The 20,507-nt window shown below is 41.9% G+C and carries 16 protein-coding genes; 5 read left to right on the top strand and 11 right to left on the bottom strand.

Annotation, left to right across the window (positions count from 1 at the left end):
• Positions 1–91: 91 nt before the first annotated feature.
• The 5 genes from HUZ36_RS17700 to pdxR form a co-directional block, all read right to left on the bottom strand.
• On the bottom strand, positions 92–640 hold the full coding sequence (locus HUZ36_RS17700) for a hypothetical protein (RefSeq protein WP_176033559.1): 549 nt from the start codon (positions 638–640) through the stop codon (positions 92–94).
• Positions 641–998: 358 nt separating this feature from the next.
• Positions 999–1,514 carry a hypothetical protein gene (locus tag HUZ36_RS17695; protein ID WP_176033558.1) on the bottom strand — a complete coding sequence of 172 codons (516 nt, stop codon included), beginning with the start codon at positions 1,512–1,514 and terminating at the stop codon, positions 999–1,001.
• Between the two features lie 12 nt (positions 1,515–1,526).
• On the bottom strand, positions 1,527–3,359 hold the full coding sequence (locus HUZ36_RS17690; RefSeq protein ID WP_176033557.1) for a tyrosinase family protein: 1,833 nt from the start codon (positions 3,357–3,359) through the stop codon (positions 1,527–1,529).
• 21 nt (positions 3,360–3,380) lie between these two features.
• Positions 3,381–5,492 carry a multicopper oxidase family protein gene (locus HUZ36_RS17685; protein ID WP_176033556.1) on the bottom strand — a complete coding sequence of 704 codons (2,112 nt, stop codon included), beginning with the start codon at positions 5,490–5,492 and terminating at the stop codon, positions 3,381–3,383.
• 192 nt (positions 5,493–5,684) lie between these two features.
• Positions 5,685–7,130 carry a MocR-like pyridoxine biosynthesis transcription factor PdxR gene (gene pdxR / locus HUZ36_RS17680; RefSeq protein ID WP_368659804.1) on the bottom strand — a complete coding sequence of 482 codons (1,446 nt, stop codon included), beginning with the start codon at positions 7,128–7,130 and terminating at the stop codon, positions 5,685–5,687.
• A gap of 94 nt (positions 7,131–7,224) precedes the next feature.
• On the opposite strand from pdxR, the gene HUZ36_RS17675 reads away from it, so the two are divergent.
• The 3 genes from HUZ36_RS17675 (at position 7,225) to HUZ36_RS17665 (ending at position 9,120) form a co-directional block, all read left to right on the top strand.
• Positions 7,225–7,800 carry a GNAT family N-acetyltransferase gene (locus tag HUZ36_RS17675; RefSeq protein ID WP_128731724.1) on the top strand — a complete coding sequence of 192 codons (576 nt, stop codon included), beginning with the start codon at positions 7,225–7,227 and terminating at the stop codon, positions 7,798–7,800.
• A complete protein-coding gene (locus HUZ36_RS17670; RefSeq protein WP_128731725.1) occupies positions 7,797–8,381 on the top strand; it encodes an FMN-binding negative transcriptional regulator in 585 nt (194 codons plus the stop codon). Before HUZ36_RS17675 ends, HUZ36_RS17670 begins: the two co-directional genes overlap by 4 nt.
• Positions 8,382–8,652: 271 nt before the next feature.
• On the top strand, positions 8,653–9,120 hold the full coding sequence (locus tag HUZ36_RS17665) for a hypothetical protein (RefSeq protein WP_176033555.1): 468 nt from the start codon (positions 8,653–8,655) through the stop codon (positions 9,118–9,120).
• 56 nt (positions 9,121–9,176) lie between these two features.
• Here the strand turns inward: HUZ36_RS17665 and HUZ36_RS17660 are convergent, their stop codons facing one another.
• From HUZ36_RS17660 to HUZ36_RS17635, 6 genes are all read right to left on the bottom strand, one after another.
• Positions 9,177–10,058, bottom strand: coding sequence for a hypothetical protein (locus HUZ36_RS17660; protein ID WP_147391131.1), 882 nt, complete (start codon positions 10,056–10,058; stop codon positions 9,177–9,179).
• A gap of 181 nt (positions 10,059–10,239) precedes the next feature.
• The gene (locus HUZ36_RS17655) at positions 10,240–10,605 is read right to left on the bottom strand and encodes a VOC family protein (protein ID WP_176033554.1); all 366 of its coding nucleotides are present in this window, start codon (positions 10,603–10,605) and stop codon (positions 10,240–10,242) included.
• 102 nt (positions 10,606–10,707) lie between these two features.
• Positions 10,708–11,175: a hypothetical protein gene (locus tag HUZ36_RS17650; RefSeq protein ID WP_176033553.1), complete on the bottom strand. Its 468-nt coding sequence runs from the start codon at positions 11,173–11,175 to the stop codon at positions 10,708–10,710.
• Positions 11,176–11,513: 338 nt separating this feature from the next.
• Complete coding sequence (locus HUZ36_RS17645; protein ID WP_176033552.1) at positions 11,514–13,448, bottom strand: tetratricopeptide repeat-containing diguanylate cyclase; 1,935 nt, start codon at positions 13,446–13,448, stop codon at positions 11,514–11,516.
• Positions 13,449–13,713: 265 nt separating this feature from the next.
• Positions 13,714–14,973, bottom strand: coding sequence for a metallophosphoesterase (locus HUZ36_RS17640; RefSeq protein ID WP_147390742.1), 1,260 nt, complete (start codon positions 14,971–14,973; stop codon positions 13,714–13,716).
• A gap of 104 nt (positions 14,974–15,077) precedes the next feature.
• Positions 15,078–17,867 (bottom strand): TonB-dependent receptor, encoded by a 2,790-nt coding sequence (locus HUZ36_RS17635; protein WP_176033551.1) that lies wholly within the window; start codon positions 17,865–17,867, stop codon positions 15,078–15,080.
• 692 nt (positions 17,868–18,559) lie between these two features.
• On the opposite strand from HUZ36_RS17635, the gene HUZ36_RS17630 reads away from it, so the two are divergent.
• Together HUZ36_RS17630 and HUZ36_RS17625 are read left to right on the top strand one after the other, a co-directional pair.
• Positions 18,560–19,417 carry a GGDEF domain-containing protein gene (locus tag HUZ36_RS17630; RefSeq protein ID WP_241651665.1) on the top strand — a complete coding sequence of 286 codons (858 nt, stop codon included), beginning with the start codon at positions 18,560–18,562 and terminating at the stop codon, positions 19,415–19,417.
• A complete protein-coding gene (locus HUZ36_RS17625; protein ID WP_125251785.1) occupies positions 19,417–20,409 on the top strand; it encodes a helix-turn-helix domain-containing protein in 993 nt (330 codons plus the stop codon). The genes HUZ36_RS17630 and HUZ36_RS17625 overlap by 1 nt, the downstream gene beginning before the upstream one ends.
• The last annotated feature ends 98 nt before the right edge of the window (positions 20,410–20,507 follow it).

Below are 20,507 nucleotides of genomic sequence, written 5' to 3'. Positions count from 1 at the left end.
TCGCTTTGCAGCAACATAAAGTAAGAGGGCTTACCTGCACTCTCACTTTTTGTGCGTAAATTAGCCGTACTAGGATTATGACCGCTCTGCATTACTCCCAGCGCATCACACTATCGTAGGTTTCACAATACTGCATAGCGTCTTGCGCTTCTACAATAAAAAGTTGCTGAGACTCAGAAACAGGATAACTGAGATATTCCGAACATTTTGCACTTTGGCCATTGCCAACCACGACTTTGGTTCCAGCCTTTAACGTGCATTTTGCCAACTTATCCAGAGGTGACCACTGGTAGCAAATCTCAAAATCTTTGCGATAGTCAGCTGTGAGGCCTGATGGACGTGAAAATGACCACCATTGACCAAACTGGCTTTTTGGATTGGTGCTGTTCCACGCTCTATACACAACAATGTCTTGCGTGCTTTGATAAACGGCGCCTTGACACAATTTGCCTTGCAATGGCGCTCCTATCGCCTTGGAAAGTAAAGCGTCGTCTTGGATTGGCAAAAATTTATCGCTAAATTCACTTTGCACCGCAGTACTGCCGATACAGTATGACTGTGGCTCTGCTGTTGCCGCTGTGTGGGTATTGGCACACCCTTGAAGCGCACCGAGAGCAATAAAAATACCAACCTTCTTCATATTAGCTACCTAATTTTACTGATTTAACCTGAGGTTTAGATAAGGAAAAGGAATGCGCTAACTCTGGTTTTTAAAGTCACACTGAATTATTGCTGCTCTAGCCAGAGAGTTTTGGCGAAAACACCGCTTCTGCTCACGCCGAGGTACCTACATCATGTAGGCAAACCGAATTCACTTCCAATAGCTGGGATTAGAAGTGAATTCAATTCAGTTCGCGCTAACACCAAATGCTATAAAAACATTAATAATCAAAACTTTAGCTTGATTTAACCAAGCAGGCTACGCTTTTGCCTTTTCCAATTTAACTTTGCTACGCGCCAGCGTTGAAATTGAGATTAGCTTTGGCTTCTAGTTCCGCTTACTTTTGCATTCCTGTCGAAATCCAACTATCAAAATCTGCAATTTTATTTCGACTCAGGCGACCCGACGGTGGCATGGCATGGGCTGCATTTACGTGAATAATGGCTTGTTCGACACTGGCTTCGACAGCCCCTTCAATACCTTCCACAATCGCCTCTAATTTATGAATACTATCTATGATATCAATGAGACGACTCTCAAAGTTCACATTGAAGCCCTCAATATTATTAGATAATACATAGGTCTCAGTAGTACGCAGCGCTCGTAATTGGGCTAATACATTTCGCGCATCTATTATTTGTGAAAGGTATTCGGTGGTATCTGCCGCTTTAGTTTTGTCCAAGTCGTGACCATGAATTGCTACTTGTATTTGTGAGGCAAACCGCACCACAACATCATAATCAGACAAGTCTAAAAACTCTGTGCCATCATCATCCGAAACTTGGATGTTTCTCATGCAATTGGTTGCACTGGCAAAATTATTTTTGACTTGATCAAAAGTCACTTGAGCCATGTCCATTCCCCCTTATTTAAACTCAATTTTTAATGGTTCAAAGTGGTCAGCAGTTGCAGCTTCATGACCGCTTACTACCAGTACCAATTGCCATGGTTTGGCTTTATTTTTACCACGCAGGATGGCCCCGATTAGATGTACTAACTCTTGATCTAAAGAGACTGATGAGGCTTTACTCATATGTTCACTGTGTCCGCCATGACCATCGTGGGCACTATGATCACCTAGTGCCCAATACGCCGTACTGACCGCTAAGTGGCTCGCCCTAAAGTCATCATTTTTAATCACCTCTGGCGTTACTTTGACGCTTGCTGGAACCAAATAAATGTCAGCTTGAAAGCTGTAGTCTTCAATGTCCATTGGCTTGCGAACAATCTTTAACTGCGCCGTATTAATCGTCGTAAGATTAGCCTCAGGTAATATCAGCTTGCTTGTTTTGATTTGCGACTCAGTTACGCGCGACGCGGGCGCATGTGCGCCATAGCTTAATAACTCACTGAATAATGACGCAGTCGTATCAATGGATTGACGTGTAGTGCCATCTTGAAGATAGAAGTCAAAGCCAGCATCGCGATGCTTTTTAATCAGCTGCGCGATAACTTCACCATCTATAAACTCCTTGCTCGGATCCGCATAGTTATAGCCAACTTTCTCACTATCAAAGTACAACTCTGCACGGCCCATATTGGCAAACCGTCCTTCAACAGGCTTGGTTTTTCCTTCACTAAAACCTTGTGGTACAGGTAATGAGTCACTTTGTGTGCCGCGCATGAACATACGCCCACCAGTGACACAATATTCGTTATTATTTACACATTTAGCAGCATTTGTTTGCAGCCATTGATCGTACGCAAAGTCGATAAAAGCATGAAACGAATAGAAAACCGGATCAAACCCTGCTTGGCTATTATCTTCCATAAAGCAAACTGGTCGATTTGACTGTCCTTCACATCCAGCATAAATGGCGTGCATTGGATTATGAATTTGCGCTTCAAACGCGCCAAAATTACCAGCGCGGTTATAAGGAGAGCCACCAAACTCACGCCAATTATTAAAGTGGATTTGGTATGCTAGAAGATAGGGTGAGGTATAACCACAACTAAGTGGTTTGTCCGTTGTCGAGCCTGAGCGATTGAAGCCACAGAAATTGGGATCAGAGACCGTCGAACTACGTCTATTGTTACTAGGGCTCAGCGCTGGCTTCATGTTTCGATGAATTGAATACAAGGGTGAATGTGTATTCTCAAATGCCTTAGGGTAGCGCTGGCCAGTCGGTGCTTTGGTAAAGTTCCAAAAAGGGACTGTTACATTCTTAGTGCTTGGGCCAAATTTGCCTTCGGGATCAGCATTTTGTAATGCCTTTTCAAAGAAGTAAAACTCCGCCCGATGCCAATGCAAAAATGTATCTTTGGCATGTTCACACTGACCAGGATGTACTTTCACAAAATCATCATCACCCAGCCCTAGTTTGCTTTTCAGCAAGGGTCTAAAGTCACAATATTGCAAAAACTCATTACTATTACCAATCCAGTCCTGTTGCGTGCTCAATGCTGCTAATGGCACTACACCTTGGTTCTTAGGTTGCCACACGGTAGGGCAATTATGCACCCAAGCTTGCCACAAAAAGCCTTGAGGATCGTAAATATTGTCACGACTCTTTTGCTTCATTCTGGCAATAGCGTGCTCATAGGTCTTTAGCTCATTATCCGTCAAGGCATCGATGTTTTTTCTGGTTAGCACTTCATCATGGCGTGGCGGCTCACTTGGAGGTGAAGTTAACTTACAGCCCCCAGTAAAAGCCGCCAGAGTCGCTAACGCCAATGAGCTTAATGTATTACTTTTCATCTTCATTTTCCTTAACGAGTATTACTTGCTCTCTATTAACTTCACTTTTTGCATCATGCCTTGATCTTCATGATCCAGAATATGGCAATGTAGTACAAATTCACCGGTGTATTGTTGTTTTACATTGCCGTTAAAACCTGGCAGTGACTCCGGATAGCGATACTTGCTATAAACCACAGTATGCGGTGCTGAGCCTGATAAATTGACGCCATTTTCGTCAGTTTTAGGCTTATCTGCGCCTTTTTCTATCGCTAAAGTATCTCGCCACACCCATTGCTCTTTCCCATCAGGCCCAACTCTTGGAGCATAAAAAGGGTTCACATGAATATGAAACGGGTGCATTGGAGCAAGCCCTCGAGTACATAAGTCCCATCTTTGCCATGTGCCCAGTGTCAATTCTCGAGTTTCAATTTGACCATAAGGTTTACCATCTACAGAGAAAATAGTGTCTTTGCCTTTCTCTTTATCACTGAGATGATGGTTATCTAAAAGCACCCCATTATTAATATCTTCATTCCAAATGTTCTGACAATTAAAGTCTTTTTTCTCTTGTTTTGCCGTTGCTATCGCTGCATTGACTGACACGCGAGATCCCAGATAAAACATCATGCTTTCTTTATTTTCGCTCTTATCCATCGCGGCGATTTCACCTTGGGTTGGTGCATCATGAGCACGGTAAGATATTAGCTCAGCACTGGTTGGTAACACCGCATCTTTGCTGGCAACAGGTTCACCTTTTACTACTATTTGTAGTAACTCAGCGGTGTCTTCTGGTACACCCTGCAAAGATTTTTGCGGTGCAGAGTCTAAATCCACTAGCCAGTACACCCCCGCTTTACTCGGTGCTTGATACAGGTAGTCAGCACGATAACCAGGTTGAAGTGCTTCAATTTCAGTCTTTTGACCGTCTAATTGCCATCTATCGATGCGGCCAGTATTGAGACCATCAACCGATATTTGGTTCAAAAAGCCCAGTGGAACTGGGTTCATATTGTTTTGCCATTCAGGCTTATCGATCACAGACAACTTTATCGTTTCTCGTACACCTGCATGGATAAAGCGCCAGCGCTGAATTTCATTTGGTCGCATCTCAATTTTTGGTACAACCTGACCATTAATCAGTGTTCTTCGTTTGGTTTTTTGCCAGTCTCCAGGGCCAAAAATATTGAGTGCTTTATCGTCCGCTTTACAATCCTTAACGTACTCAGGTCGTTCATCGGCTTCATAATATTCAATGGTACCATTACAGTCATAGGCAACCTGCTGAAGCACAAACAGCTGATCTGTTTTATCTTTGATCTGAGCTTGAGTACCAATATCTTTTTTAGGGTTACCGCCTTCAATAATAATGGCACCTGCCATACCACTAGAAACTTGTAATGCTGTAGAGCCGTGAACATGGGCGTGATACCAGAATGTTCCCTGAGGATGAGATTCAGGTATTCTCACTTCATATTCAAACCCTTGACCTGGCTGGATCTCAAGTAATACGTTGTCACTTCGCTCGCTCGGTGATACCCATAAGCCATGGGTATGGAAATTAGTGACATTAAAGTTATGCGGGGTGTTGATGTGATTGGCTTCTTCATCTGATAGCATGGCATTTGAGTGATGACCCGCATGACCTTTTCCTGAGCATAAATAATCAGGTGCAAGTTCACAGCTCGGTAAGCGATTTTCAAGCGTGAAACGCAATACATCTCCCGGAGCAACTTTAAGCGTCGGTCCAACTGGTGCAGGTTTAAATTCTTTTTGGCCATCTTGTTTATACGCATAGTTTCTTAACCACGTATTACACCCTGCTATCTCTCGCTCGTGATACTGTACCGCTAAAGTAAAGTTAAGTGAGCCACCTTTTGATTGGATGACGGCAGGCGCTACAAACTTATCCAGTTCTGGCGCAATATATTGATAGTCGCAGCTATTTATCCCTTGGGTATGGGCTGCTGATATAAACTCGGGTGTTATGTTAACGGGGTTATAATCTCGTAGATCAAAGTAATTCGGTTCGAATACTTTGTGCTGCTCACTATGGTTTGGGTGATCCGCTGTGTGGCTCTCATGTGAGTGTTCTACTGAAGTACATGAGGCGGTCATAACCACACCTAAAATCGGTAGTATCAGGTTTTTCATATGCGCTGCTTATATGCGTTACAAGTATGTAAAAACAATATTAAAAGCAAAAAAAATATAGCGCTATTACATGGCATTACATCAAATTACGAGCGTCAAACTGTTAATGCTAAGTTTTTCGAATAAAAATCATATTCTCGGCGAGACATCGAGCACCTTAGCTCTGGATACTTTGTGGCTCAATATCAAAATTCAGCAAACCCTTTCCACTAACTCAAATAACTCGTCAAGCCCAGTACGTTGCTGCTCAATGGCTTGTGCTGCAAAACCCAAGCGTATATGGCTAAACCGACTTCCTTTATCAAGTGAAAATTCTGGTTCACATTGCACATAAATATCCTGCTTTTTCGCCAAACGAGACAACTCAGAAACATCACGTTTGCTATCCACCCAATATGCCATACCACCTTGGGGGACAATAAAATCAATATTTAAACGCTCCTTAAGTTCACTTAAATGTGTATTCATGGCTTGATGACGCGTCTGATACGCTTTAGTCATGCGTCTCATATGCCGCTCAAACCCGCCCTCTTCCATCCAGTAAGCCACTGCCAATTGAGTTAGCGCGTCATTCTTATGATTCAACAATTGCTTTCGAGCCACAAGCTGCGCTAACACATCAGCCCGAGCACTCAAATATCCGACTCTTGCGCCTGCAAACATGATTTTAGAAAAGCTAGAAATATAAATCACAATGCCACTGGGGTCATTTGCTGCCATCGGCTGAAGCGGTGGACACAAATAATGAAATTCATGATCATAATCATCTTCAATGATGAACACGCCGTACTGTTGACATAGCTGATAAATTGCCATCCGCCGTGGTACAGATAACGTAACCGTTGTCGGATATTGATGCAGCGGTGTCAAGTACAGCAATTTAATATTATTTTGCCGCAAACAACGCGCTAGAGCCTCAACTTTGACCCCTTCATCATCCTGTGCCAGCGCAAAAATATTAGCACCGATACTTTTAAAAGCATGTCTTGCGGGAGGGTAGCCCAGCATTTCAATTGCCACTCCATCGCCTTTATTGATAAACGCACTGGCAACCAACGATAGTGCCTCTTGAGCACCATTACACACCAATAAATCGTCACAAATAAGACCCCGGGCTCGGCGCAGGTACGTTTGGATTTGGACTTTTAATAACCCACAACCTGCACCACCTGCGTAATGGAAGTGCTCAATATTACTCTTACGACATGCCTTCACTAAGTAACGCTTAAACTCATCATATGGAAATGCACTCAAGTCAGGCAAGCCTCCTGCGAAATTATAGCGAAAACCACTGCGCTCGCTGTCTTTAGGAGGGTTAAGAACAGCAGCAAACCTTGGCGCGACTACAACATTTGGCGACAATGCCGTGCTCACCTGCTCACTACTTGATATTGGCAGTTGAGCATTTACCCAATACCCACTTCTTTCCTTTACGACTAGCCACCCTTCAGCCACCAAATTTTGTAAGGCGGACATCACAGTGTGGCGGTTCATTCCGTGAAGTTGCGCAAGTTTACGTGCAGAAGGAAGCTTATCACTTGGCTTTAATTTACCTTGCTTGATCATGCTCCGTAATTGATTAGCAAGCTTTTTATGTTTTGCCTCTGACTGATGAGAGTTAGTGTCTATCGAAATCACAAACTGGTCTATTTAAATTGTAAATTCTGGTTGTTTTATATCAACCAAAAACAGCGCATTATGCAAGCAGTAAAACACAAGAGGTGCAATTATAATGCTATCAAAACAAACCTTAGAATCTAGCCGGATAAGATTGGTTCCACTGGCGAGTGAACACCTTCCTGAATTACTACGCTGCGGTAAAGATAGTGAGCTTTGGAAGTGGGTATTTACTAACTACTGTCGAGATCAACGCACTATAGAGCAATGGTTTTATGGTTCTGCTCAATTTGATGAAAGCGAACAATTAGTGGTAGCAATCATAGACAAAGCATCAGGTAAAGTAGCAGGTAATACTCGGCTTTTTAGAGTCGATAAGTTAAACCTAAGCGCAGAAATTGGCCATACCTTCGTTGCCACTCAGTTTCAGCGCACTCATATAAATACCCACGCCAAGTACTTGCTTTTAAAGTACGCATTTGAAGCAATTGGATTAGTCCGGGTGCAGTTCCAAACTCATGAACAAAATCAAAAATCTCGTGATGCCATCACAAGATTGGGCGCACAGTTTGAAGGTATATCTCTCAAAGATAGGCGCTTACCCAATGGCAACTATCGTAACACCGCACGCTTTTCTATTACTGATGAAATGTGGTCAGACGTAAAAATGAATTTAGAGGCAAAGCTATGAGCTATCCAAGAAAGTATTACACCGAAAACAACCAAGAAACACTATATGCACTCATCGCGATGAACCCCCTTGCAACGATTAACGTGATCCAAGCAAACAAAGTTCGTTCTGTTTTTATACCACTCACCCTAAGTGATGATAAAACCTATTTGCTGGGGCACGCTACTAAAGATAACCCACTCTTTAGTGAAGATGATGATAGCTTCCAAGCCATTTTTCATTGTCAGAATCATTACCTATCGCCTGCGCTGCTTCCCGACATCAAATTACCGACTTGGCTATATGCCAACGTGATTGTTGAAGGTGAGCTAACCTTGGTCAGCCAAGACAATGAAAAATACGCACTAATGCAAAACCAATTACAGCACTTTGAGCAGTTTTCACGAAGCAATTGGCAGCTTGATAGTGTACCACAACCACAACAACGGTCTCTTTTTAACGCCATTAACTTCTTTCAAATCAGGATCACACAACTGCACGGCGCTTTTAAGTTAAGCCAAAACAAATCACCGCATACCCGCATGCAGATTAAGGCTCACCTTGAGCAGTATAAACCCACATTGAGTCAACGAATTATATAAATAACCTGCGAGTTGAACGTAATTTGATAGTAATCACCAACATTAAAAAAAGGTGACATCTATGCCTGTTTTTACTATGTTATCCAACGGATTGGATAACAATCAACCTAAATCTGTATCTATACTGCTAGACTGACCTTAGAGTAAGTTACTTTGTAAGGCTAATTTTCACCAAAACCGAATATATTATATTAGGCTGGTGCTGCTAATAGTGTCTCACCGCACCAGCTGCTATGTTTCAATAAAAAACTTCTATTTTAAGGATAAAATAATGAAAAAATTGACCATGCTTGTCTCTTTATACTTACTCAGCGGTTGTGCAACAACAGACTACACTACTATCCCCCTCAGCAACGCCTCGCTATCTAATCTAAAAACGTCAGAAACAGGGAACATACAGCAACGAGAGCACACGGTTACTGTCTCGTTTGATTACGCCATTGAAAATTTCAATGAAGCAACCAACCTATACACTTGCTCTGTGCTATTTATTAACGTTGATGGTACAGCCGTCACCAGCACCAAAAGCGGTAAAAAACATCCCTGTATACTTGATAGTGCCAACGGCAGTATTTCTGTAAGCTGGCCTACACCACTGGATAAGAGCAGAAATGCACCTCAAATGGTGCTATCAAGAATGAAATATCCAATTGAGTACTTTGTTACTATCCATCAAAAAACGGGCAAACATTCCACAAAATTAATTGCAAAGTCAGAAGTAATTAAAAGCCGTCTATAATCTGACATTGTGAATATGCGTTAGCCTCACAGCACGTAAAGCGTAACTGTGGGCTACTACAGTTCACTTTGTTGCCTGATCTGCGCCCTTGTGGGCGCATTGGATGGTGTAAAATATTCAACTTCAGCATCCGCCCCAAAGGCTTGCGTAAACAGTTCGGCTACCTGCGAGGGGGAGCGCTTGGGATCTATCATAAACAAAGGCTCAAGTTCAGCGTTATCAATACCTTTTTGCTGCGCTATATCCAATAGCTTTCTGCCCATATCAGCAAAGCCATTTTCATCTATACCACCCACTATCTGGCCTTCCACTTTAAATACTGCCACTTGAGGAGCTTGATCAAACATGATTTTATTACGCAGATATTGGTCTTGCTCCAGCTTCGCTTGATCGCTTGCGTGCTGACGTGAAGTGATTTCTTCTGCCACAAAACTCTGAAAGCTTTGGCCAGTGTATCGCTCAAAGATTTCGGCATTAGTTGGCCGATTTGAACCTTGAAAAACCTCAACCATAGCGCCATCGCCATATTTTTGCTGAACTAGTCGTTGCAGCTGCTTTACATCGCCATTAGCTTGTTTGATAAGCTCTCCAGCTTCATTCTTACTTGTTATGTAACCCTGCTGATTTTGATATGCCTTCAGCTCACCGTTGATAGTAATACCAAGCACAACTTCCTGTGCTTGCCCATGCTTCAAATAGGCTGATTGAGCTACATCAGGTAACACCTGACTTCTTTCTAGGATCTGCTTAATGTCATTGAGGGCTTCTGTTGAAATCTTGTTGATGGCTTTATTTTCTATCTGAAACATCAGATTAGTTTTTCCAACAAGGTCTGTGGACTGTTCAGTCGCGTGTGCTTTTTTTGAGGATAATGATTCAGCCCCGGTGCTCAACATCGAGTTATATGCACCCTTTGGACTTACCGAATTAAAATACATAACCTAGCTCCTTGATTAAAAATCAATATCGGTGTTTTATTGCCGCATGGCGGCGCCTTTGTAGTTTTTAGCAAAAAATACGCCAAATTTATGAAAGCTAAGTCTTTATAAGTAGAGCCAATTTTTTTAATTAAACACACTATATTGAGGCGAGAAAGCATGGTTAAAAGCTAAGCTAGTGTCACTTATTCTCGGCAATACGCCATAGTACTCCACTTGGATCCGTCACACAAAATTCAAGCATCCCCCACGGTTGTTCAACAAGTTCAGAGATCTGAGCACTAAACTTTTCTTCCAAATCTAATTGTAAAATGTGCTTGTACCAGCTTTGCGCATCCTCGACGAGCAAGTGCATCATGAAGTTTTGACTGTGAGTTGGCTCATAAAAGTCTTGGAGTAAAAATGCGCACATACCTAATTTAAAATAAGCAACTCCCTCAAACTCAGAGGCCATTTCGAAGCCAATAGATTGGTAAAATCGCTTAGAAAGTGCAAAGTTTTTAGCAGGCACGAACGATTTTATTTCAACTGTATTGAGGTTATACATTTTATTGTCCTTGTGAAAAATATATGGAGGCAAACCATTTTTGTACTGCTAACCTATGCGTTTTAAAACCAACGCATGATTACAAGGTAAATAGCTTTCAGCTCAGTTAAATAGTTTAAACTCCTGATAAGACAAACCTTTGGAGCTTTCTATTGTGCCATCCTCTGTGAATGTCACCAGAGCCCACGCTTCACATACATCTCTACAATTACCTCCGCTCCAAAAGGCAATAATAGCCTCTCGTTTGTCTGTACATTGCTTGATCGTCGCAGAATAATACCTGGTGGGGTCTATGCGTTCATATTCAGGCCACACATTAGATATTGAATGTGTTGTGACGCCAGCCTTCGAGATATAAACCAGTTCTTGCGTCAACAGATAAGGGTTGCCAAAGTGACCCGCTGACTCATCTAAGATGGATTGTTCAGGGATGTTACGATTTAACTCAAGAGAAACTATTTTTAATTGATAGTCCCCACATTCAGAAACCACTTCCTTTCTAACTGGACCGGGCTGCGCACCAGGAACTGATGGTGAAAACAATATAAAGCTCAACAATAGCCACAACATAATACAATCCTTTTTTATAAAAATACCAATTCGCTAGATGAGCTTGTTATACCAATTTTCTTAATTAAGTGGTCTATTTTGAGGCGAGAAAACCTTGTCGATAACTCCGCTACTGCGTCCTGCTATCGCCAAGGTACCTACATCTGTGTAGGCAAGGTAAAAATGGTGCTATTTAGTCGTTCTAAATAAGACGTTTTTTACACTGTTAGCGTCAGATTTACGCCTTCAAATTGAGCAAGTATTAAGACTAATTGGTATTAACCCTAATGTTACTCAACAACACTATCGCACTCGCGATAATATATCAGAGTTCGAACAACTCTCATAAAAGTAAAGCATTATGGTTTTGTTTGTACTTCAACCCTATCTCTGCCTAACTCTTTGGCACGATAGAGGCATTGGTCAGCAGCTTTAAAGGCGCTATCATCATCCAAATTTGCGATTGGTCGGCTAGCGCTCACACCGAATGATGCGGTGACAGAAATGCGCAGCTCACCTAATTCAAAAGGTTCAGAGCGCAATGCAGAAGCCATTTTTTCAACAGCATCTTGAATGTTTTCTCGGGCCTTTAACACCATCAAAAATTCTTCGCCTCCCCAGCGTATAAATAGCTCTTGAGGCTGAACAAAACGCTGTAAGCGAGCGGCTGCTATCGCCAATACAATGTCTCCTTTATCGTGTCCATAGGTATCATTGATACGCTTAAAATGATCCAGATCGATGATCACTAAGTGATACTCTGCTTTTTTGTCCAGCATACTGGGAGTGTGTATTTCTTGGTGATAAAGACGGCGATTTGACGCTCCCGTTAATGGGTCTCGATAGCTTAAGTCATGTAATCTGCGGTTATCTTTTCGCATCAATCTGGTGTTTACTCCAAGCCAAATTAGGATGATCACGGCAGCAAACAACCACAGAGCAAGGAGCCTTAAGCGTTGTTTATCTACGAGTAACTCAAGCTTAGAAAGTTGATGTTTGGCACTCAATAGATCTCTTTCTTGTGCGATCTGCTGAATTTCTAATGCGCTATTTAATGCAGATAACTGCCCTATAATCATTGCTTTTTCTTGTGTATGAGCAGCTTTTAACACGTTCAGTGCATTGCTGGACTCCCCCAGCCCTTCCAGTATTTGTGAGCGTGTAAATTGACTTCTAAGCAACCACCTTTGATGATTCAGCGTAGTAAATATTTGAGTCGCTTGGTTAATCAAAATGGCTGCTTCATCTAAGCTATTTTGCTGATAAAGCGCCTGTGCTTGAATAAGCGCACAGATCCCCTGCTGCTTGGCAAGTACTTCCTGTTTGGCGAGCTGTATACATAACTGAGCTTTTGCTATAGCAAGCCTAGTATCGCCTTCAAGTAACAGTAATCTCGCTTCATTTTTGAGTAATATTGCCTTGTAGAATTCACTTGTCTGTTTATTTTTGAAGGTCAGCGCTTGTTGGAATTTCTCTCTCGCGTCACTAAGTTGGCCAAGACGACCATACGCAAATGACTGATTTAACAGAATAACCAGCATATAATTGGGGTTACTATTTGGTGATAGCGCGTATAGTTCTTGTGCTTTGCCAAGATGTAATAACGCATTTTGCCATTGCTCTAAATGCACATAGAGCAAACCCAAGTTGTTATTAAAAAGTGCATTAAAGTCACTTTCTGGGTATGCCCCCACCAGCTTTATACCATGTAAAAAATACTGCTGTGCCTTAATCAAATCATTTGTCGCATTATATGCAACACCAGCCGTGTTATAAATCTCTAGCAATAAAAGCTCAGCTTGCGCGCTTTTTGCCAGATTAACACTGTGCTCAATGGCAAGTTGTGCTTGTGCCAACTCGCCGGCTCTGATCGCTCGCTTGGCATCCTCCTGCGCACTCCATGCTGCCAACCAATCTAGCTGGTTTGTAACTGCAAAAGTGTCAATCTCACGCTTTATCTGTGCAAATTTAGTATCGTCTCCCATCTTTTGTGCCGCCCGTCTTTGCGTCCACAACAGATAAACTTGCTCTATGTGTGATAAAGATTGACGACTTTCACGCCAAGCTGATAGTGCTTTAAGCGCCGTTGCAGGTTCAGTTTTTGCGCGCTCATAAATGCTCAACAGCGGGTGGTCAGGTGCAATACGTTTTAACTGTGCTTCAGGCGTCAGCCATTTTGCTGTGCCTGTGTTTGTTGCCTTGTCGGCTTGATGAAACCAAAATGTATCTAGCGTTGCAACGACGAGCAATAACAAAAGGGTAAGGAGCAGCGCTATAGATACTTTTTTGTACATATTGGATATTGATAATCAAAATTTATCTAAATTATACAATAATGTCACCGGCTTGCCATGACCTCTCTTCGCAGATAGGAGTCGAAAATGTGCCTGTACCTTTGCGTGTTGGCCCCCATTTCGCCAACATGCTCCTGTCATTTTACCTCGATTTACTTTGTGTAAAAGCTCACTTTTAGATACAAACGCTTTATACTAATTATTAACCAGCTAATACCTTAGCTTTTCGTTCAACTTGAGCTGGAATCAAACCCACAGACACGTATCAGTTGCTACGATGTGCAAAACTAAAACGTTGCTCAGGTACAACTTGACCACTTAAGTCGCGTGGCGTGGTATAAAATGCCACGTTAAGAATATCATTGTGGTTATCAAGCTCGATATGGGCAAACCCCCAGATAAAAGCTTTGTTCCAGACTAAGTCATATTCTGGGTAACGTAGTGCTTGGTAGTGAGCAAGCGGAGAATGGGTGCCACGCATTTTTGAGGCTGCACCACTAATGATAAGTGGTAATTTAGGCTTTTTATTATTCGGTAAAACCCGTGAGCAGTCATCTGTTAGTAGCTCCAAATCATGCTCGTGACCCGCGATATAGGCATCAGCATATTCGCATAATTCAGGTAAAATCAGGCGGCGAAGTACGTGTGCTTCGTCATATTTAGTGCCACCCACAGACCAAATCACGTGATGGCCATACACAATTTTCCATTTTGCTGTGGAGTGCTTTAATCCATTTGCAAGCCATGCCAGCTGTTTATGATCTTCACCATTGACGGGCTGCTCATGTCTTTCAATATCTTCAACCTTAGCTTGACCACTAGCAAGTGCACTGGCTAGTCCTTGCTCGCTACCATCAGGCTTTAGAGGAATTTCGTAATAATGCTGACCAGAGAGCAGCATATTAGTATCTAACACAAAAAACTCAACGTCATTGCCTTGTTCTCCTATGGTATAGCTGTAGTATCCTTTCCTGCCCATATGAAAGTTAGCGTGCTTTTCCATCCATTGTGTTTGTAATTTGACACCACGGCGAGAGGTTTTCCAATCATGATTCCCCAGAGCCGAATAAACGACCAAATTAGGATTTTGAAGCAACAAAGGGCTAAGTGGCGCTAAAATTAAATCATCCATACGCTGCTTATCATCCTTACCATCGTTTGCAGCAGCGCCGTCAGGGTAAATGTTATCACCGAGCTGAATCGCAAAATCACAAGGTTTGTTTTGACATAACTCAGCCATCGCTTTGCCAACCACTGCGGCACCTGATGCTTCAGTTGCTGTTTCTGTTCCTGGGTAAACATAAATCGGCGCATGATTAAACTCTGCAATTGGACGGTGCTCTGCAAGCCAATCCGCTTTTTCAGCCGCGATAAACTCGGCCTTCGTTTTTGGAGAATGAATATGTTTAGCCTTGGGATAATCAGGGTGGTACCCACCATCTCCAAAAGCCAAAAAATTAATATTATTTGCGGCCAGTGCCGTGCTATTTAGCGTCAATAGTAAAACAACAAGGGTTATTTTCATTATTATTGCACCGTGTTACCACGGTGCGCTCCTACCTATGGAAGTGGGCTGCGGTATTTAAGGGATAACTCAACAGCAGCATATTCTAAATTAACCAAAAATAATTAAAATGAGGTCACTATCACCCCAATTTCAAATGAACGACCGTAAGTCTCATATTGATAGTTATACCGTGTATCCCCTTGGTAAATACTCATCGCTTCATCTGTGATGTTTATTGCATTAAAATATAGTTGCGTCTTGTCGGTGTAAAAATACTTCATACTCAAGTCGAGTTGCAGATGGTCGTCTTGATAAACAGCTTGATTGTTTTCTTCAAATAAAAAACTTTTGCTTTTATAAGATGCACTTAGACGAGCACTAATGAGGTTACTTTCGTAGCCAACCATAAAATTAGCAATGGTATCAGATTGATTTGGCAAGTTATCGTCAGCATCAATTAATGTGCCGTTTGCCGAGATCATCAACCCATTTTGGAAGTTTTTCGTGTAGGCTAATTCTACCCCTGTTAAATCAGCTGCACCGCCGTTAATGCTTTGGATAACTTCTTTGTAGCCTTCCCATTTGCCATTATCTTGTACCTGCGCTTTGATAATGAAATTATCAATACTCTTATGAAAAACCCCAGCTGATAGCACCCCAATAGAACCTGGGTAATACTCCAAAGAAAAATCATAATTACTCGACTTGTATGGGTCTAGGTCTGGATTCCCCACCTCAGCTTTGCGTTCAATTTCAATCGCATCATCTTCTTGTGTAGTTTCGGTCTCTATAAGTTGGAATGCCGCGGCATCTTCAAAGCTGGGTCGTGCAATGGTTTGTGTATACGCAAATCGGGTGATCAGTTGTTCACTTAGCTCATACCTCAAAGTCAAGTTCGGAAGTAAATGATCATAGCTATCTTCCACTTGCCACTGATTTATTGCTACACGTTCTATGTCACTGACTTCATCATTTATCAACTCGACACGATTGCCTGTGGTTGCGTAGTCTGTATCCTCATACCTAAATCCTGCAATGACATTCAGCTTTTCAACATCAACCGTTAACATGGCATATAACGCTGTCACAGTCTCTTCACTGGTGTATGAACGCCCTTTGGTTTCAATATCTGTTTCAAGTTGATTTATCGTAAGCGCATCACGCTTGCTAAAGAAGTAATCTTTGATCTGGTTGCGACTTAGGCCAAGGCCAAATTTACCAAGATCATACTCTGGCTCCGCTGCGCTGAAATCTTGCGCTGTTAACGCCCCAAAACCATCATCGTATAAAGTTGCATCAACACGATTAAATTTTTCACGATCCGCATACTTACCACCAAACTTAAACTGGGCATTATGTCCAAGCAAAACAAAATCTTTGGTTAAATCCAGCCTAAAACTGATATTTTCATCTTCACTTAAGTTGTTCTCCCATACGATTTCATCTAATACAAATTGATTAAGCTGACCAGATGCTTCGTCTGCGGCTAAAGTAGGTGTCTTGCCATCAAGTACATAACCAAGTGTAAAGTCCTCTCCAGCAAATGCGGTGTCTAAACGATTTGGCTCACTTTCTTCAGACTTTGAGTAGCCTAAACTGTATTCAATAAACCAATCTTGTATTAGGTTTTCTCCACCTAATACCAAAGATAAAATACTTTGTTCTTCGTATCTGTCCTTGGTATCTCTGTCCATCTCTGCGCCTCGAAAGTACGCTGCACTTTGACTTAATTCGTCAGCTAACACATCACCTTTGTCAAATTTGTACTCATTACGCTGGCGAAACTCATCATCAGAAAACTGACTGTAAAGTGTACGCAAGTAATATTTATTAAACCCTTTGTGATGGACGTCTACGTTCAATGCCGCCCCTAAACGCTCCCGAGTAATACGATAATGACGTTGTTCCATTTCTTCGGCACCGAAAAAACTCACTTCTTCATCAGTATTGACATCGGCCATCTCAAGTGTCTTCCACCCGCCATCGGTTTCAATATTATGAGAGCCAAACTCACGCTCGAACCAAGAAACCGCTGTCGCAACGCCAACTTCAGTGTTGTTGTTCAGTGTATAAATATCAGTAAAGCTGAAGGAGGCTTTAGGGCTAGTTTCGCTAACTTGTTGGTTATGCGATGCTTGCAGCGTGACACTATAACTTTGTTGCTCGCGGTCAAATGCACTTAGACTTTTGACTTCAATGCTACCCCCAACCGCAGAAGCATCCATGTCAGGGGTCACAGTTTTACTTACCTCTAGACTTTGCACAAGCTCACTGGGGATCACATCCATTGCAACTGAGCGCACACCAGCTTCTGGTGAAGGTACATTAGCACCATTGATGGTCACATTATTCAAGTTTGGATCGATACCACGGATAGCGACAAAGCGCCCCTCACCTTGATCTCGCTGAATGGACAGCCCAGGTAAGCGCTGGAGTGCTTCTGCCGCGTTTTGATCTGGCAATTGGCCAATCGAATCAGCGCTGACAATAGACTTTAACGATAAAGCATTTTTCTGTCTATTTAATGCGCCAGCTTGACCTGCACGTTGCCCAATAACAATAATGTCATCCATTTGGTTCGACTGTGAGCCTAATTGCACTTGAACATTAGTCACTTGGTTTTCATCAATGGTGATGGTTTTTGTTACTGTCTTCGCGCCTAGATAGCTTATCTCAAGTGTATAAGTGCCAGCCGGTACATTGGTTGCTGTAAAGCGACCATCTCGCTCAGAAATAAGCGTTCTTTCTAGCTCTTTTATTAATACTTTCGCCCCTTCAAAGTGGCTTTTTTGTGATACGGAGCTAACTTGGCCAGTTAACGTGTTAGCGCTTGCTGCTGAGCTAAGCACAGATCCAGCACAGATCATTGCAACAGCTGAAAGTTTAAAGCTCGTCGGTAGATTTTTTTTCATTATTTGCTCGCACAGGTTGAGTTATACCAATTTGCTTAATTAAGTGAACTATTTTGAGGAAAAATTGAGCAAATATTCAAACAAATTGATATTGGGTTTTGATACCTCGATAAAACATCGTGGCTACCCTAGTGCGAAAAGGTGACGTTTTTATTTCACGTAGATGCTCAAACTCATGACTTTACTGAATAAATATGAATAAATTAGCCGTCTGAGCCAATTAGACCCCTTTACAAGCAGGGCACATGCTTACCAGTTGATTGGTTTAGTAAATAAAGAATATTCTTATTACTAACAAGTCCTTATACAAATTTTAAGTTAGCATCGCTGCGCCTTTTCTTACCGTTAGACCTCGCCGCTCGATGGTGCAAGCATTAAATGCTTGTAGCACAGTCATAACACTTACCGTGCGTAGAAATGGGTGATTTACTTAACCTAAATTCGGAGTTAATAGGTAAGTTAATCAAACTAATACCAAAGTTCAAAAGACGTAATACCACGCTAGTCAAAAGTTATGATGGTCTTAAATTTTAAAAATTGCAGTGCCTGTCATAAAAATACCGCCTTTACTGCGCTAAATTGACCCTATCGAGTCCAAGCACAAGTTTTTACCATGGCACGCCTTTTAGAACTGAACGATTAATATGAAACTGCAACCTTTTTTGTTACACCAATCAAAATGGAGCACACTTGTGGGATTGACGTTGCTTGCGATAACGGCCACTTACCACACCTCTGTGCCTAAACCCTTAGCAGATATTAATTTACTCGACTGTCTTGGTGAAGGTGGACTGGCATTAATAACCTTAATGTGGATAGTCGTTACTCTCCTTACTCGTCCAAAAGGTCTGGTAACTAACCTATTGTTTGCAGGATTAAGTGCTATGTATGTATCAATGCTATGGGATTTTTTAGACGAAATGGTGATTTTTACGCCGCCCTATTTAACTAGTTTTGAAGCTATTCCCGCCTGTATTGGTATGATCTTGATGAGTATTGCTGCTCACTATTGGTACAAAGAGCAAAGTATATTTAATCAAACATTGATGAAAAAGGAGCGGTTTTATCGCGATCACAGTATCACTGATTTTGTGACTGGACTTTACAGCATCGAGTACATGAAAAATCAGATAAGCCATGAATTGGCACGCTTAGAAAGCGAACATTGTACTTTTTGTTTAACCATGTTTGATATTTGCAATTTCGCCGCCTTTTCGCGTCAACATGGTCTACAAAAAAGCAATCAACTACTCAGAGATACTGCTGATATGCTTTCTTTAAGTATGCGTGAAAGCGACTTACTATGTCGATTTGCGGCAGATAAATTTGTCATCATTCATCCTCAAACCACACAAGCACAAGCCAATGCTTTTGCCGCCCGCGCAACCGCTTTTATTGCTCGCCACGCCAACTACCATGACGACAAAAATCAACCACAATTCAGCGCGGTAAGGTGGAGCAGTATTGAAATACATAACCAGCAGTGGGAATTTGAGTCGCTCATGACAAATCTTGTCGCTGCATTAAATCGCACTAAGGTCGCTGCTTGATGCAAACGCTTGAATGTCATATGAAGCAATTAGAAAGTTGTTATTTTGCACAGCCTCTCGTCGATTTAGCGCAGCAGTGTGGTGTCCATGCAGACATTACACTAAAAGGCAGCAAGCTATTTCGCTCAGATCTTTTTGCAAACACTACAACCATTTCTTTTGAGCAACTTGAGCGCATTATCATCAATATTTGTGCACAGCCAAGCTGTCGAGAGTTAAGCTTTATATACGGCCAATATCTACTCAACACACTTATCAGTCACTACGGCTCTTTACTGTTTAATTGTCGCAGTATACAACATCTCATCAATGTATTACTGCTCAGAGGGCTGACGATATTTCCGCTTTTCCATTTTAGAAAGTTGCACAAAGAAGATGGTTATCACTTAACTTTTTCACCGGCTATCGCCCAAACTAACGCCACAGTATTGCGTTTTCTATATGAAGTACTGGCTAGTATCCTCTGCGGATATGTTAAATGGCGCTGCCCTGAGGCACGCTTTACCATACAGTTTCCTTTCGATAAACCAAAAGAAATTGCGCAATATCTCAGTTATTTATCTCAAAGCTATAGCTTCCAGCACAGTGACTTTGTGGTTGCCATCAACAAGCCAACATTAATAAAGCAGCAGATCAATAACTTCCCATTTTTGGTCAACAAACAATTACAAATAACACCAAAAAACACACGCGGATTTCTTGCACAGTTACACCGGCTGCAATTGAAATACCCAAAGTATCACAGTGAGCAAATAGCATCATTAATGGGCATGAGTGCGGCAACGTTCAAGCGTAAACTCAAACTTCACAACACGACTTTCTTAACAGAAAAAGATAGGGTACACCGTCAACAAGCTATGTTTTATGTCGCTGAACAAGGCTACTCAAATGAACAAGTCGCCAGTGCACTACACTTTAGTGATATTACAAATTTTCGCCGCGCTTTCAAGCGCTGGACAGGGCTTACTCCTTCTTATTTTCGTAAAACCTAATAACATTTCCCCAACTTGAAATGTAAAGAATTGTTTACCAAAAAATTACAAAAAACATTAACAGATAGAAAATTCGTAGATATCTTTGAAAAAACTTT

The sequence above is a fragment of the Pseudoalteromonas sp. McH1-7 genome (assembly GCF_013366255.1).
GTDB lineage: Bacteria > Pseudomonadota > Gammaproteobacteria > Enterobacterales > Alteromonadaceae > Pseudoalteromonas > Pseudoalteromonas peptidolytica.
This window is presented reverse-complemented; position numbering and strand designations above follow the sequence as displayed.

Bases quoted from the DNA above. Each gene is read 5' to 3' on its own strand.
- HUZ36_RS17700 (WP_176033559.1), bottom strand. From the start codon at position 640: ATGAAGAAGGTTGGTATTTTTATTGCTCTCGGTGCGCTTCAAGGGTGT.
- HUZ36_RS17695 (WP_176033558.1), bottom strand. From the start codon at position 1,514: ATGGCTCAAGTGACTTTTGATCAAGTCAAAAATAATTTTGCCAGTGCA.
- HUZ36_RS17690 (WP_176033557.1), bottom strand. From the start codon at position 3,359: ATGAAAAGTAATACATTAAGCTCATTGGCGTTAGCGACTCTGGCGGCT.
- HUZ36_RS17685 (WP_176033556.1), bottom strand. From the start codon at position 5,492: ATGAAAAACCTGATACTACCGATTTTAGGTGTGGTTATGACCGCCTCA.
- HUZ36_RS17675 (WP_128731724.1), top strand. From the start codon at position 7,225: ATGCTATCAAAACAAACCTTAGAATCTAGCCGGATAAGATTGGTTCCA.
- HUZ36_RS17670 (WP_128731725.1), top strand. From the start codon at position 7,797: ATGAGCTATCCAAGAAAGTATTACACCGAAAACAACCAAGAAACACTA.
- HUZ36_RS17665 (WP_176033555.1), top strand. From the start codon at position 8,653: ATGAAAAAATTGACCATGCTTGTCTCTTTATACTTACTCAGCGGTTGT.
- HUZ36_RS17660 (WP_147391131.1), bottom strand. From the start codon at position 10,058: ATGTATTTTAATTCGGTAAGTCCAAAGGGTGCATATAACTCGATGTTG.
- HUZ36_RS17655 (WP_176033554.1), bottom strand. From the start codon at position 10,605: ATGTATAACCTCAATACAGTTGAAATAAAATCGTTCGTGCCTGCTAAA.
- HUZ36_RS17650 (WP_176033553.1), bottom strand. From the start codon at position 11,175: ATGTTGTGGCTATTGTTGAGCTTTATATTGTTTTCACCATCAGTTCCT.
- HUZ36_RS17645 (WP_176033552.1), bottom strand. From the start codon at position 13,448: ATGTACAAAAAAGTATCTATAGCGCTGCTCCTTACCCTTTTGTTATTG.
- HUZ36_RS17640 (WP_147390742.1), bottom strand. From the start codon at position 14,973: ATGAAAATAACCCTTGTTGTTTTACTATTGACGCTAAATAGCACGGCA.
- HUZ36_RS17635 (WP_176033551.1), bottom strand. From the start codon at position 17,867: ATGAAAAAAAATCTACCGACGAGCTTTAAACTTTCAGCTGTTGCAATG.
- HUZ36_RS17625 (WP_125251785.1), top strand. From the start codon at position 19,417: ATGCAAACGCTTGAATGTCATATGAAGCAATTAGAAAGTTGTTATTTT.